Source organism: Phycicoccus sp. Soil748 (assembly GCF_001428025.1).
Taxonomy (GTDB): Bacteria; Actinomycetota; Actinomycetes; order Actinomycetales; family Dermatophilaceae; genus Pedococcus.
In genome coordinates this window covers 481,343-495,921 of the sequence record NZ_LMSC01000012.1, presented here as the reverse complement: position 1 = coordinate 495,921, position 14,579 = coordinate 481,343, and the positions used below count along the sequence as shown (strand labels likewise).

The 14,579-nt window shown below is 72.0% G+C and carries 13 protein-coding genes; all 13 read left to right on the top strand.

All coding sequences use genetic code 11. The annotated features are described in order from the left end of the window. Positions 1-37: 37 nt before the first annotated feature. The 13 genes from hisI (at position 38) to ASG70_RS18515 (ending at position 14,563) form a co-directional block, all read left to right on the top strand. A complete protein-coding gene (gene hisI, locus ASG70_RS18575; protein ID WP_056885287.1) occupies positions 38-412 on the top strand; it encodes a phosphoribosyl-AMP cyclohydrolase in 375 nt (124 codons plus the stop codon). Continuing rightward, positions 405-1,970 (top strand): anthranilate synthase component I, encoded by a 1,566-nt coding sequence (locus ASG70_RS18570; RefSeq protein ID WP_056885286.1) that lies wholly within the window; start codon positions 405-407, stop codon positions 1,968-1,970. Before hisI ends, ASG70_RS18570 begins: the two co-directional genes overlap by 8 nt. Next, positions 1,967-2,566 carry a Trp biosynthesis-associated membrane protein gene (locus tag ASG70_RS18565; RefSeq protein WP_056885285.1) on the top strand — a complete coding sequence of 200 codons (600 nt, stop codon included), beginning with the start codon at positions 1,967-1,969 and terminating at the stop codon, positions 2,564-2,566. Before ASG70_RS18570 ends, ASG70_RS18565 begins: the two co-directional genes overlap by 4 nt. A gap of 49 nt (positions 2,567-2,615) precedes the next feature. Next, positions 2,616-2,867 carry an HGxxPAAW family protein gene (locus ASG70_RS18560; protein WP_056885284.1) on the top strand — a complete coding sequence of 84 codons (252 nt, stop codon included), beginning with the start codon at positions 2,616-2,618 and terminating at the stop codon, positions 2,865-2,867. A gap of 4 nt (positions 2,868-2,871) precedes the next feature. Beyond that, positions 2,872-3,363 (top strand): DUF2752 domain-containing protein, encoded by a 492-nt coding sequence (locus tag ASG70_RS18555; protein WP_056885283.1) that lies wholly within the window; start codon positions 2,872-2,874, stop codon positions 3,361-3,363. Between the two features lie 38 nt (positions 3,364-3,401). Continuing rightward, positions 3,402-4,193, top strand: coding sequence for an indole-3-glycerol phosphate synthase TrpC (gene trpC / locus ASG70_RS18550; protein WP_056885282.1), 792 nt, complete (start codon positions 3,402-3,404; stop codon positions 4,191-4,193). Continuing rightward, the gene (gene trpB / locus ASG70_RS18545; RefSeq protein WP_056885281.1) at positions 4,190-5,461 is read left to right on the top strand and encodes a tryptophan synthase subunit beta; all 1,272 of its coding nucleotides are present in this window, start codon (positions 4,190-4,192) and stop codon (positions 5,459-5,461) included. Before trpC ends, trpB begins: the two co-directional genes overlap by 4 nt. Before the next feature lie 2 nt (positions 5,462-5,463). After that, complete coding sequence (gene trpA / locus ASG70_RS18540; protein ID WP_056885370.1) at positions 5,464-6,261, top strand: tryptophan synthase subunit alpha; 798 nt, start codon at positions 5,464-5,466, stop codon at positions 6,259-6,261. 1 nt (position 6,262) lies between these two features. Beyond that, the gene (locus tag ASG70_RS18535; protein WP_056885280.1) at positions 6,263-6,763 is read left to right on the top strand and encodes a DoxX family protein; all 501 of its coding nucleotides are present in this window, start codon (positions 6,263-6,265) and stop codon (positions 6,761-6,763) included. Beyond that, positions 6,760-7,521 (top strand): thioredoxin domain-containing protein, encoded by a 762-nt coding sequence (locus ASG70_RS18530; RefSeq protein ID WP_056885279.1) that lies wholly within the window; start codon positions 6,760-6,762, stop codon positions 7,519-7,521. Before ASG70_RS18535 ends, ASG70_RS18530 begins: the two co-directional genes overlap by 4 nt. Further along, on the top strand, positions 7,518-8,432 hold the full coding sequence (gene lgt / locus ASG70_RS18525) for a prolipoprotein diacylglyceryl transferase (RefSeq protein ID WP_235531578.1): 915 nt from the start codon (positions 7,518-7,520) through the stop codon (positions 8,430-8,432). The genes ASG70_RS18530 and lgt overlap by 4 nt, the downstream gene beginning before the upstream one ends. 139 nt (positions 8,433-8,571) lie before the next feature. Further along, positions 8,572-13,116, top strand: coding sequence for a glutamate synthase large subunit (gene gltB, locus ASG70_RS18520; protein ID WP_056885278.1), 4,545 nt, complete (start codon positions 8,572-8,574; stop codon positions 13,114-13,116). Then, positions 13,109-14,563: a glutamate synthase subunit beta gene (locus ASG70_RS18515; RefSeq protein ID WP_056885277.1), complete on the top strand. Its 1,455-nt coding sequence runs from the start codon at positions 13,109-13,111 to the stop codon at positions 14,561-14,563. The genes gltB and ASG70_RS18515 overlap by 8 nt, the downstream gene beginning before the upstream one ends. The last annotated feature ends 16 nt before the right edge of the window (positions 14,564-14,579 follow it).

The window sequence follows — 14,579 nt, the reverse complement described above, 5'->3', positions numbered from 1 at the left end:
CGGCCCGACCTGCTGCACCGTCCGGACCTTCGGCACAATGGGGCGAGTGACCTCTCCCGCCGCCCTCGACCCCAGCATCGCGACCCGCCTCAAGCGTGACCACCAGGGGCTCGTCGCAGCCGTGGTGCAGCAGCACGACACCGGCGAGGTCCTGATGCTCGGCTGGATGGACGACGAGGCGCTGCGTCGCACTCTGACCGAGGGTCGCGTGACCTTCTGGTCGCGCAGCCGCGAGGAGTACTGGCGCAAGGGCGACACCAGCGGCCACGTCCAGCTGGTCAAGTCGGTCGCCATCGACTGCGACGGTGATGCGCTGCTCGTGCGCGTCGACCAGGTCGGCGCCGCGTGCCACACCGGTGACCGCACCTGCTTCGACGCCGGTGACCTCGGTGCCGCGGTGTCGCATGGGTGAGGGCCTGCGCGACCCCGCTCCCGACCTCGCGTTCGGCTCGACCTGGCCGAGCCTTGAGGTCTTCCAGCTGCTGGCCCGCGACCGCCGGGTCATCCCGGTGGTGCGGCGCCTCATGGCGGATGCCGAGACGCCGGTCGGGCTCTACCGCAAGCTCGCCGGTGACCGGCCGGGGACGTTCCTGCTCGAGTCCGCCGAGCACGGCGGCGTCTGGTCCCGCTACTCCATCGTCGGCGCTGCGAGCGGGGCGGTGCTCACCGAGCGCGACGGGCAGGCGCACTGGGTGGGCGAGCCGCCGGTTGGCGTGCCCACCGACGGCAGCCCCCTCGACGCCCTGCGCGACACCGTCGCGGCCCTGGCCACCGAGCCCATCGAGGGAATGCCGCCGCTGACCGGAGGCATGGTCGGCGCCATCACCTACGACGCCGTACGCCGCTGGGAGAAGGTGCCGTCGACCGTCCCGGACGAGCTGAAGCTCCCCGAGATCACCATGATGCTGGCGACCGACCTGGCCGTGCTGGACCACGCCGACGGCTCGGTGCTGCTGGTCGCCAACGCGGTCAACTTCGACGACACCGACGAGCGGGTCGAGGACGCCTGGGCCGACGCCGTCGCCCGGCTCGACACCATGACGACCGCCCTGGCGGCGGCCGCACCCAGCACCGTCGCCACCGTCGACCCTGACGCCTTCGAGCGGGCGCGCGGTGAGGTCCGCAGCAACTACGCCCAAGCCGACTTCGAGGAGATGGTCGAGCTCGCCAAGGAGGACATCCGGGCGGGTGAGGTCTTCCAGGTCGTGCTCTCGCAGCGGTTCTCGACGCCGTGCGAGGCCGATGCACTCGACGTCTACCGGGCCCTGCGGACATCCAACCCGAGCCCCTACATGTACCTCCTGCGCCTGCCGCTCGAGGACGGCACCGCGTACGACGTGGTGGGTTCCTCGCCGGAGGCCCTGGTCAAGGTGACGGGTCGCCGCGCGATCACGCACCCGATCGCCGGGTCCCGCCCGCGGGGAAAGACGCCCGAGGACGACCTGCGCCTGGCCGAGGACCTGCTCGCCGACCCCAAGGAGCGCTCCGAGCACGTCATGCTCGTCGACCTGGGGCGCAACGACCTCCAGCGGGTCTGCGAGGCCGGCACCGTCGACGTCGTGGAGCTCATGCAGGTGCGCCGCTACTCGCACGTGACCCACCTCGAGTCCACGGTGGTCGGCGACCTCGCCCCCGGCCGGACGGCGTACGACGTCCTCGCCGCCACGTTCCCGGCAGGCACCCTGTCCGGCGCCCCCAAACCGCGGGCCCTCAGCCTCATCGAGCACTACGAGCCGAGCCGCCGCGGGGTCTACGGCGGTGTCGTCGGCTACCTCGACTTCCACGGAGACCTCGACATGGCCATCGCCATCCGCACCGCCGTCATCAAGGACGGCACCGCCCACGTGCAGGCCGGGGCCGGGATCGTCGCCGACTCCGTCCCCACGGCCGAGTACGAGGAGACGGTCAACAAGGCCGCCGCCGCCCTGCGCGCGGTCGCCACCGCCTCGGCCCTGCGGACCGTGCGATGAGGCGGCTGCGGCTGACGTCCAAGGCCGCCGTCATCCTGCTCGCCCTGCTCGGAGCCGGCACCCTCCTCGCCAGTGGCGGGCGGACGTGGGTGACCGGCACCATCGACGACCCGGTGATGGGGGCGAGCCGCGTCACGGGGACCGGCAGCCAGGTCGCCTCGGGCGTCGTGGCGCTGGCGCTCGTTGCCGCGGCCGCGGCGCTGGCGAGCACGACCAGCGGTCCGGTGGTGCGTCGGGTCACCGTGGTCGTCCTGGCGCTGGCCGCGCTCGGCGAGGCCTGGCTGGCCGCCCACGTGGCCTTGTCACCGCAGGAGGCGCTGGGGCGGGAGGCCGCCCGGTCCCTCGGCCGGACGGGGACCCTCGAGACCCATGCGACGCCGACGTCGTGGCCGTGGGTCGCGCTCGTCGCCTGCGTGCCCCTGCTGCTGGCCGCCGTGGGTGGCTGGTTCGGGGCGCGCGGCTGGCGTGGCCTCGGCGCCCGCTACGAGGCGCCGGGCGCGACCGCGGGAGCCCGTGGCCAGCGCGTCGCCAGCGACTGGGACCGCCTCGACGCGGGGGAGGACCCTACCGAACGCCACGACCCTTCCGGCACCTGACAGAATGGTCGCGAACGACCACCCCTCACCTCCACAGGAGCCAGGCACCATGGCAGAGCACGAGATCCACGAAGACCACGGCCACAGCGTCGCCGCGTGGACGGCCGTGACGGTCCTCCTGGTCGGCTCGGCGGTCATGTCGTGGTCGGTCGTCGTCACCAGCGTCCCCCTCTTCGTGGTCGGGGCCGTCATCTGCGTCGTCGGTGTCGTGGCCGGCAAGGTCCTCGGCATGGCCGGCTACGGCGCCAAGGACGTCCCGCCCGTGACCTCGCGCAGCTCGAACTCCTCCGGCGTCAGCTGATCCGGTGGGTGCCGCGGTCGCCCGGGGCGCCGCGCACCCCCGCGTGCAGCCGTCGGCTGCGCGCCTGAAGGGCCCGGCGCTGGGCGGGGCGGGCGGCGCCACCCTCGCCGCAGCCCTGCTCGCGCGCGACCCCCACCTGCCCGGAGCGTGGCCGACGTGCCCCTTCCTCGCCCTGACCGGCGTCCCGTGCCCCGGCTGCGGTGGGCTCCGCGCGGTCCACGACCTGCTGACCGGTGACGTCGCCGCCGCCCTCTCGAGCAACGCCTGGGCAGTCCTGACGACCGTGCTGGTGGTCGGCACGTACGCCGTGTGGCTCGTCGCCCGGGTCGGCGGCCCGGGTCCCAGCCGCGAGGGCCACCGCGGAACCCGCGTCGCCACCGCGCTCACCGCCTGGATGGCGGCCCACGCCTCGGCGCTCGCGGCGGCCTGGGCCGTCGGGCTGCTGGCCTTCGGGGCGCTGCGGCTGCTGCCGGCCCTGTCCGTACTCCGACCCTGACGGCGGCGCCGGCGCGGCCGCTGGTTAGCCTGTGGGACATGGCCACCGTGCTCGACGAGATCGTCGCGGGCGTCCGCGAGGATCTCGTGGGCGCCATCGCGACCACCCCCCTGACCGAGGTCGAGCGGCTCGCCCGCGAGGCCGCCCCGGCCGTCGACGCCGAGGCCGCCCTGCGCCGCCCCGGCCTGTCGCTCATCGCCGAGGTGAAGCGGTCCAGCCCGAGCAAGGGCGCCCTCGCCACCATCGCCGACCCGGCTGCGCTTGCCGCGGACTACGAGGCGGGCGGGGCCACCGCGGTGAGCGTGCTCACCGAGCGGCGTCGCTTCGGCGGCTCGCTCGCGGACCTCGACGCCGTACGCCGCGCGGTGCGGATCCCGGTGCTGCGCAAGGACTTCATGGTCGAGGACTACCAGCTCTTCGAAGCACGCGCCCACGGCGCCGACATCATCCTGCTCATCGTCGCCGCGCTGGAGCAGGCCGACCTGGTCCGCATGCAGGCCCTGGCCCGTGACCTCGGCATGACGGCGCTCGTCGAGGTCCACGACGAGGTGGAGACCGCGCGGGCGGTGGACGCCGGGGCCTCGGTCATCGGCGTCAACGCCCGCAACCTCAAGACCCTGGCCGTCGACCCCGACACCTTCGGCCGCTTGGCCCCCCTCATCCCCGACTCGTGCGTGAAGGTGGCGGAGTCCGGGGTCTCCGGCCCGGCCGACGCCGCACGCTACGCGGGGGAGGGGGCGGACGCCGTACTCGTCGGCGAGGCCCTGGTGCGCGGGGCCGAGCCCCGCCGGGCGGCACACGACCTCATCGCGGCGGGAGCCCACTCATGACCGACCTGACCCCCGAACCCCTGGCCCGGCCGGGTCGCTTCGGCCACTTCGGCGGGCGGTTCGTCCCCGAGGCCCTGATCCCCGCCCTCGAGGAGCTGGACGAGGCGCGTCGCAAGGCGATGGTCGACCCCGCCTTCCTGGGCGAGCTCGAGATGCTGCACCGTACCTACACCGGGCGCCCGAGCATCATCACCGAGGTGCCGCGGTTCGCGGAGCACGCTGGCGGAGCCAGGATCGTCCTCAAGCGGGAGGACCTCAACCACACCGGGTCCCACAAGATCAACAACGTGCTTGCCCAGGCCCTGCTGACCAAGCGGATGGGCAAGACCCGGGTCATCGCCGAGACCGGCGCAGGTCAGCACGGTGTCGCCACGGCCACCGCCGCCGCCCTGATGGGGCTGGACTGCGTCATCTACATGGGCAAGGTCGACACCGAGCGGCAGGCGCTCAACGTCGCCCGCATGCGCATGCTGGGCGCCGAGGTCAAGGCCGTGCCCACCGGCAGCGCCACGCTCAAGGACGCCATCAACGACGCCCTGCGCGACTGGGTCACCAACGTCGGCGACACCCACTACATCCTCGGCACGGTCACCGGCCCGCACCCGTTCCCCGAGATGGTGCGCGACTTCCACCGCATCATCGGCGTGGAGGCGCGCGGCCAGGTGCTCGACCTCGCCGGCCGCCTGCCCGACGCCGTCATCGCCTGCGTCGGCGGAGGCTCCAACGCAATGGGCATCTTCCACCGGTTCATCGACGACGCCGGCGTGCGGCTCATCGGCGTCGAGGCCGGGGGAGAGGGCGTCGAGGGCGGCCGCCACGCGGCCCGCTTCGCGGCGAGCTCGCCCGGCGTCCTCCACGGCACCTTCAGCTACCTCATGCAGGACGACGACGGCCAGACGCTGGAGTCGCACTCGATCTCCGCGGGGCTGGACTACCCGAGCGTCGGGCCCGAGCACGCGTTCCTGCGCGACTCCGGCAGGGCCGAGTACCGCTATGCGACCGACGAGCAGGCGATGAAGGCGTTCGAGCTGCTCTGCCGCACCGAGGGCATCATCCCGGCCATCGAGTCGGCGCACGCGCTCGCCGGGGCCATGGAGGTCGGGCGCGAGCTCGGCCCGGAGGCGCTCCTGCTCGTGAACCTCTCCGGTCGCGGCGACAAGGACATGCACACGGCCGCGGAGTACTTCGGCCTCATCGACGGCGACGCGGTCCCGAGCGGCACCGCCGACGAACCGCGGGCCGAGGGCGACGGGAGGACCCAGCTGTGAGCATCGGTGTCAGCGAGGTCCTGCAGCGCTGCCGTGAGGAGAACCGCGCGGCCCTGGTCTGCTACCTGCCCGTCGGCTACCCCACCGTCGAGGGCTCGGTGGCCGCGATGGTGGCCATGGTCGAGGCCGGCGCGGACATCGTCGAGGTCGGCATCCCCTACAGCGACCCGCTCATGGACGGTCCCGTCATCGCCTACGCCGCCGACCAGGCGCTCAAGCACGGGGTACGGGTGGACGACGCCTTCCGTGCCACCCGTGCGGTGCGCGACGCCGGCGCCCCGCCGCTGGTGATGTCCTACTGGAACCTCATCCTGCGCCACGGTGCCAAGCAGTTCGCCACCGACCTGGCCGAGGCCGGGGGAGCCGGGATCATCACTCCCGACCTCATCCCCGACGAGGCGGACGACTGGATCGCGGCCAGCGACGAGACCGGCCTCGACCGCATCTTCCTCGTCGCCCCGAGCTCCACCGAGGAGCGGATCGCCGCCGTGACGTCCCAGTGCCGGGGCTTCGTCTACGCCGTCTCCCACATGGGTGTCACCGGTGCGCGCACCTCCATGGGCGACGCCGCCTCGGTGATCGTCAGCCGGACCAAGGCGGTCACCGACCTGCCCGTCTGCGTCGGCCTCGGGGTCTCCGACGGCACCCAGGCCGCCGAGGTCGCCGCCTACGCCGACGGCGTCATCGTCGGGTCGGCGCTCGTGCGCTGCCTCACCGAGGCCCCGGACCTCGAGTCGGGACTCACCGCCCTCCGTGCCCTCGTCGCCGACCTGGCCGAGGGCGTCAGGAGCGGTCGCTGACATGGCCGTCCTGCCAGACCCCCGCCACCGGGACGTCGTGGGCCTGGTGGCCCGGCTCCTGCTCGGGGGTGTCGTCCTCGTTGCGGGCCTGCTGAAGGTCGGTCACCTCGAGACCTCCGCGCGGGCGGTCCGCGCCTACCAGCTCCTGCCCTACGACCTCGCTGGCGTCATCGGCTACGGCCTGCCCATCCTCGAGGTCGCCCTTGGCGTGCTGCTCGTGGTCGGGCTGTTCACCCGGGTCAGCGCCGCCGTGGCAGGGTTCCTCATGGTCGTGTTCATCATCGGGATCGCCTCGGCGTGGGCCCGTGGCCTGAGCATCGACTGCGGCTGTTTCGGCAAGGGGGGAACCATTGCCGCCGCCCAGACGCAGTACCCCCAGGAGATCGCCCGCGACGTCGGGCTGATGCTGTGCGCGGCCTGGCTCGTCAAGAGGCCCACCACGGCACTGGCCCTCGAGCGGCTCCTGTTCCCCGCAGGCTACGAAGAGAGGGTCCACGCATGACCAGCAGCAGCGCCAGCCGCAAGGCCAAGATCCAGGCGGCGACGCCGAAGGGCCGGGCCGGTGGCAACGGCGCCAACCGGGTCGTGGTGGCCGCGGTGGTCGTGGTGCTGGTCATCGCTGCGGTGGTCACGGCCGTCGTGCTGGGCCAGTCGGACAAGCAGCAGGCCACGAAGGCCGGCGGCTCGTCACTGCCGAAGGGTGCTGCTGCCATGGGGGCCGGTATCCTGGTCAACCCGGACGCACCCACGACGGTGCCGACGCTGGACCTCTACGAGGACTTCCAGTGCCCGATCTGCGCCGAGTTCGAGCACCGCTTCGGCGCCGACATCGAGGCCCTGGCCGAGAAGAACCAGGTCCGCCTCGTCGTCCACACGCTGAGCTTCCTCGACGACAACCTGCGCAACGACTCCAGCAACCGCGCCGCCAACGGCGCCGCCTGCGCCGCTGACCAGGGCAAGTTCATGCCCTACCACTCGGCCAACTTCGGCGGCCAGCCGCTCAAGGAGGGCGCCGGCTACACCGACGCCGACCTCACGTCCTTCGCGCAGAAGGCGGGCATCACCGGCGCCGCGCTGAAGACCTGGCAGCAGTGCTACGACACCAAGGCCCACAACCAGTACGTGGAGTCCGTCCAGACCCAGTCCGAGAAGGACGGCGTCAACGGCACGCCGACCCTCAAGCTCAACGGCAAGACCCTCGACCTCAAGGGCTTCACCGCCGAGTCGCTCGCGGCGCAGGTCAAGGCCGCCACGAAGTGACCACCGCAGCGGTCCTGGCGGTGCCCGCAGGGCTGCCGGCGACCATCCCCAGCCCCACCTCGGGGGTGTGGCACGTGGGCCCGTTCCCGGTGCGCGCGTATGCCATGTGCATCCTCGCGGGGATCGTCGCCGCCGTCTGGATCACCGGGCGGCGCCTGGTCGACCGCGGCCACGCCGTGGAGAAGGCCGTCGACATCTCGGCCTGGGCGGTGCCCTTCGGCATCGTCGGGGGTCGGCTCTACCACGTCATCACCACGCCGCAGCCCTACTTCGGCGAAGGCGGGCACCCCATCCGCGCCCTGTACATCTGGCAGGGTGGCCTCGGCATCTGGGGCGCCATCTCGCTCGGCGCGCTCGGGGCCTTGCTGGGCGCCCGGCGTCATGGCGTCTCGTTCCACGACTTCGTCGACTCGGCGGTCCCCGGTGTCGCCGTGGCCCAGGCACTCGGCCGCTGGGGCAACTGGTTCAACAACGAGCTGTACGGCGGCCGCACCGACCTGCCGTGGGGGCTGACCATCCACGAGTGGGACCAGGCCGCAGGCCACGCGGTGCGCGACGCGAGTGGCAAGGCCGTCGTGCTCGGCACGTTCCACCCCACGTTCCTCTACGAGTCGGTGTGGTGCCTGCTGCTGGCCCTATTCCTGGTCGTCGTCGACCGCCGCCGGCGCCTGCGGAAGGGGCAGCTGTTCGGCCTCTACGTCGCGGGGTACCCGGTGGGCCGGATCGTCTTCGAGCTGATGCGCAGCGACGAGGCCAACCACATCTTCGGCGTCCGGGTGAACGTCTGGGTGAGCATCCTCGTGTTCCTCCTCGGGGTCTTCCTCGTGTGGCTGGGGAGGCGGCGCCCGCTGGCGCTGCCCGACCGTTCCGCCCGCACGGAGCCCCTCGCGACGTCTCAGGATACGGAATAGCTCGGCTCACATTCTAGGACGGGAGGGGTTCCCGGTATCCTCGTCGCAGCCGTGGCCAAGGCCGTCCACGCGCGTGTCCAGAGGTGTCCAGCAGGTCATCTCCGACGCACCACGACCCCCCTAGGACGGTGACCCGAACGTGACTCCTGCGCGCTTCTCCGCCCAGCCCGCCGACACCGGGCTCTACCGCCGCGAGCACGAGCACGACGCGTGTGGCGTGGCCCTCGTGGCGACGATGAGGGGAAGCGCCGGTCACGACATCGTCGACCACGCGCTCACCGCGCTGCGCAACCTCGAGCACCGTGGAGCCACCGGCGCCGACCCCCTGGTGGGCGACGGGGCCGGCATCCTCACCCAGATCCCGGACGCCTTCCTGCGCGAGGTCGTGGACTTCGACCTCCCCGTCGCCGGCGCGTACGCCGTCGGCCTGGCCTTCCTGCCGGTCGACGAGGCCGAGCGCGCGGAGGCCGTCGCTCGGATCGAGACCATCGCCGCGGAGGAGAACCTGCGCGTCCTCGGCTGGCGCGACGTCCCGGTGAGCAGCGACCTCATCGGGCAGCCGGCGCGCGACTGCATGCCGTTCTTCCGGCAGCTCTTCGTCGCCTCGGCGTCGGGGCGCATGGTCGGCATCGGGCTCGACCGCCTGGCGTTCTGCCTGCGCAAGCGGGCCGAGCGCGAGACCGAGGTCTACTTCCCGTCGCTGTCGTGCCGCACCCTCGTCTACAAGGGCATGCTGACCACCGGCCAGCTCGAGCCGTTCTTCCCCGACCTGTCCGACCGCCGGTTCGAGACCCAGCTCGCGCTGGTCCACTCCCGGTTCTCGACCAACACCTTCCCCAGCTGGCCGCTCGCGCACCCCTACCGGCTCATCGCCCACAACGGCGAGATCAACACCGTCAAGGGCAACCGCAACTGGATGCGCGCCCGCGAGAGCCAGCTCGTCTCTGACGTCATCCCAGGCGACCTCGAGCGGCTGTTCCCCATCTGCACCCCCGAGGCGTCCGACTCCGCCTCCTTCGACGAGACGCTGGAGCTGCTCCACCTCGGCGGCCGGTCGCTGCCGCACGCCGTCCTCATGATGATCCCGGAGGCCTGGGAGAACCACGAGGAGATGGACCCTGCCCGGCGGGCGTTCTACGAGTTCCACTCGACGTTCATGGAGCCGTGGGACGGCCCGGCCTGTGTCACCTTCACCGACGGCTCGCTGATCGGCGCCGTACTCGACCGCAACGGCCTGCGCCCCGGGCGTTACTCGGTCACCGACGACGGGCTCGTCGTGCTGGCGTCCGAGGCCGGCGTGCTCGACCTCGACCCCACCCGCGTGGTCCGCAAGGGCAGGCTGCAGCCGGGCCGCATGTTCCTCGTGGACACCGAGCACGGCCGCATCGTCAGCGACGACGAGGTGAAGTCCTCGCTCGCCGCGCAGCACCCCTACGACGAGTGGCTCCACGCCGGGCTCATCCACCTCGACGACCTGCCCGAGCGCGAGCACATCGTGCACACTGCCGCCTCGGTGGCCCGTCGCCAGCAGACCTTCGGCTACACGCAGGAGGAGCTCAAGATCCTGCTCACGCCGATGGCCCGCACCGGCGGAGAGGCGCTCGGGTCGATGGGCACCGACACGCCCATCGCGGTGCTGTCCGACCGGCCACGGCTCATCTTCGACTACTTCACCCAGCTGTTCGCGCAGGTGACCAACCCGCCGCTCGACGCCATCCGCGAGGAGCTCGTCACCTCCCTCGGCACCGTCATCGGCCCCGAGGGCAACGCCCTCGCGGCGACGCCGGCCCACGCGCGCCAGGTGGTCCTGCCGTTCCCCGTCATCGACAACGACGCGCTCGCCAAGATCGTGCACGTCAACGCCGACGGCGACCTGCCCGGCTACGCCACCCACGTCGTGCGCGGCCTCTACGACGTCTCCGGTGGGGCGGCCGCCATGCAGGCCCGGCTCGAGGAGATCTTCGCGGAGGTCTCGCAGGCCATCGCGAACGGCGCCCGGTTCGTCGTGCTCTCCGACCGCGACTCCGGCCGCGACGACGCGCCCATCCCGTCGCTGCTGCTCACGTCCGCAGTGCACCACCACCTCATCCGCGAGAAGACCCGCACGCTGGTCGGCCTCGTCGCCGAGGCCGGTGACGTGCGCGAGGTCCACCACGTCGCCCTGCTCATCGGGTACGGCGCCGCCGCCGTCAACCCCTACCTCGCCATGGAGTCGGTGGAGGACCTCGTCCGCGCAGGGGCGATCGAGGGCGTCAGCCCCGAGCAGGCCGTGAAGAACCTCATCAAGGCGCTCGGCAAGGGCGTCCTGAAGGTGATGTCGAAAATGGGCATCTCCACCGTGGCGTCCTACCGCGGCGCCCAGGTCTTCGAGGCCATCGGCCTGTCGCAGGAGCTCGTCGACCGCTACTTCACCGGCACCGTGAGCCAGCTCGGCGGGATCGGCCTCGACGTCGTGGCCGCCGAGACCGCGGCCCGGCACGCCGCGGCATACCCGCCGGACGGCGTGCGCCTCCCGCACCGCAAGCTGAACGTGGGCGGTGAGTACCAGTGGCGCCGCGAGGGCGAGCCGCACCTGTTCGACCCCGACACGGTGTTCCGCCTGCAGCACTCCACCCGCCAGCGCCGTTACGACATCTTCAAGCAGTACACCCAGCGCGTGGACGAGCAGTCCGAGCGGCTCATGACGCTGCGTGGCCTGTTCGAGCTCGGTGGGTCCAGCCCGCGCCAGCCGGTCCCCATCGACGAGGTCGAGCCGGTCAGCGAGATCGTCAAGCGGTTCAGCACCGGGGCGATGTCCTACGGGTCGATCAGCCTCGAGGCCCACGAGACCCTCGCCGTCGCGATGAACCGGCTCGGCGCGCGCTCCAACACCGGTGAGGGCGGCGAGGACGTCGACCGCCTGATGGACCCCGAGCGCCGCTCGGTCATCAAGCAGGTGGCCTCGGGCCGCTTCGGCGTGACCTCGCTCTACCTCACCAAGTCCGGCGACATCCAGATCAAGATGGCCCAGGGCGCCAAGCCCGGCGAGGGCGGCCAGCTGCCCGGCCACAAGGTCTACCCCTGGGTGGCGAAGACGCGGCACTCGACGCCGGGCGTCGGCCTCATCAGCCCGCCGCCGCACCACGACATCTACTCCATCGAGGACCTCGCCCAGCTGATCCACGACCTCAAGAACGCCAACCCCGAGGCGCGGATCCACGTCAAGCTGGTCTCCGAGATCGGGGTCGGCACGGTGGCTGCAGGCGTCTCCAAGGCGCACTCGGACGTCGTGCTCATCTCCGGCCACGACGGCGGCACCGGCGCCTCGCCGCTGACGTCCCTGAAGCACGCTGGTGGTCCCTGGGAGATCGGCCTCGCCGAGACCCAGCAGACGCTGGTGCTCAACAACCTGCGCGACCGCATCGTGGTGCAGTGCGACGGCCAGCTCAAGACCGGTCGCGACGTCGTCATCGCGGCGCTGCTGGGTGCGGAGGAGTTCGGGTTCGCCACGGCACCGCTGGTCGTCAGCGGCTGCGTGATGATGCGCGTCTGCCACCTCGACACCTGTCCCGTCGGCATCGCCACCCAGAACCCCGAGCTGCGCAAGCGGTTCTCCGGCAAGCCCGAGTTCGTCGAGACGTTCTTCGAGTACATCGCCGAGGAGGTGCGGGAACACCTGGCAGCACTGGGTTTCCGCTCCATCGAGGAGGCGGTCGGCCAGGTGTCGGCCATCGACGCGACCAAGGCCGTCGCCCACTGGAAGGCGGCCGGGCTCGACCTCAGCCCGATCTTCGCCGACGTGCAGAGCCCGGACGGCTCACCGCGCCGCAACACCACGACGCAGGACCACGGCCTCGAGAAGGCCCTGGACCACCACCTCATCGCCATCGCCCGTGAGGCCATCAGCGACGGCACGCCGGTCACCGGTGAGGTCGCCGTGCGCAACGTCAACCGCACCATCGGCACCCTGCTCGGGCACGAGGTCACCAAGGCCCACCCGGAGGGGTTGCCGGACAACACGATCGACCTCACGCTCAAGGGCTCGGCCGGCCAGTCGCTCGGCGCGTTCCTGCCGCGAGGGGTGACCCTGCGGTTGCACGGCGACGCCAACGACTACGTCGGCAAGGGCCTCTCGGGTGGCCGCGTCGTGGTCCGCCCGGACCGCGCAGCGCCGCTCCAGGCCGAGCAGAACGTCATCGCCGGCAACGTCATCGGCTACGGCGCCACGTCGGGTGAGCTCTTCCTCCGCGGCAAGGTCGGCGAGCGCTTCGCCGTCCGCAACTCCGGTGCGTCCGCCGTCGTCGAGGGCGTCGGCGACCACGGCTGCGAGTACATGACCGGCGGCACCGTCCTCGTCCTCGGCCCCACCGGGCGCAACTTCGCGGCCGGCATGTCCGGGGGAGTGGCCTACGTGCTCGACTTCGCGGCCGACCGCGTCAACCGCGAGCTCGTCGACCTGTCGGCGCTGCGGGCCGACGACGAGACCGTGGTCCGCGAGCTGCTCGGCAAGCACGTCCAGTGGACCGAGTCCACCGTCGCCGCCCAGCTCCTGGAGGACTGGGACGCGGCGAAGCAGCGGTTCACCCTCGTCCTGCCGCGCGACTACCAGCGCGTCCTCGACGTGCGCGCCGCCGCCGAGGCGGAGGGACTCGACATCAACGGCTCCGAGGTGTGGGAGCGGATCATGGAGGCTTCCCGTGGCTGACCCCCAGGGCTTTCTCAAGACGCGTGAGCGCGAGCTGCCGACCCGTCGGCCCGTCCCGGTCCGCATCAGGGACTGGAAGGAGGTCTACGAGGAGCAGGAGCTCGGGCAGCTCCAGCGCCAGGCCGGACGCTGCATGGACTGCGGGATCCCGTTCTGCCACAGCGGTTGTCCGCTCGGCAACCTGATCCCCGAGTGGAACGACCTTGCTTGGAAGGGTGACTGGCGCGAGGCCATCGAGCGCCTGCACGCGACCAACAACTTCCCGGAGTTCACCGGTCGCCTGTGCCCCGCGCCCTGCGAGACCGCCTGCGTGCTCGGCATCAACCAGCCCGCGGTGACCATCAAGCAGGTCGAGGTCACGACGATCGAGCGCGCCTTCGACTCGGGCTACGTGCAGCCGCAGGCACCCGAGCGCCTGTCGGGCAAGACCGTCGCGGTCGTCGGCTCCGGGCCCGCTGGTCTCGCCGCAGCCCAGCAGCTGACCCGGGCCGGCCACACCGTCGCCGTCTACGAACGCGCCGACAAGCCCGGAGGTCTGCTGCGCTACGGCATCCCCGAGTTCAAGATGGAGAAGTCGGTCCTCGACCGCCGCATCGCCCAGATGGAGGCCGAGGGCACCCGCTTCCGCAGCGGCGTCGCCGTCGGTGAGGACGTGACCGGCCGACAGCTGCGCGACCGCTACGACGCGGTGGTGCTGGCGATCGGCGCGACCGTGCCGCGTGACCTGCCCGTCCCAGGGCGCGAGCTCGACGGCGTGATGCAGGCGATGGACTTCCTCCCGCCGGCCAACCGGGCCGCGCTCGGCGAGGCCGTCGAGGGCCAGGTGACCGCCGAGGGCAAGGACGTCATCGTCATCGGCGGCGGCGACACCGGCGCCGACTGCATCGGCACCTCGCACCGCCAGGGTGCGCGCTCGGTCACGAGCCTGGAGATCATGCCGCAGCCGGGGGAGGAGCGCGTCACGGGCCAGCCGTGGCCGACCTACCCCATGCTCTTCCGCGTCGCTTCCGCGCACGAGGAGGGCGGCGAGCGCCTGTATGCCGTGTCCACCAAGGAGATCCTCGGCGAGGACGGCAAGGTCAGCGGCATCCGCGTCGTCGACGTGCAGCGTGGCGACCACGGCTTCGACGAGGTCGAGGGCACCGAGCGGGTGCTGCCTGCGCAGCTGGTCCTGCTGGCCATGGGCTTCCTCGGCCCGGAGAAGCCCGGCGTCGTGGAGCAGCTCGAGGTCGAGCTCGACGAGCGCTCGAACGTCAAGCGCGACAAGGACTACATGTCGAGCGTGCCCGGGGTCTTCGTCGCCGGCGACGCGGGACGCGGCCAGTCGCTGATCGTGTGGGCCATCGCCGAGGGGCGCTCGGCCGCCGCAGGGGTCGACCGCTTCCTCACCGGGCAGACCGCCCTGCCGCGCCCGATCAACCCGAACGACCGCCCGCTGGTCGTCTGACCGCCTCGGTCACCCT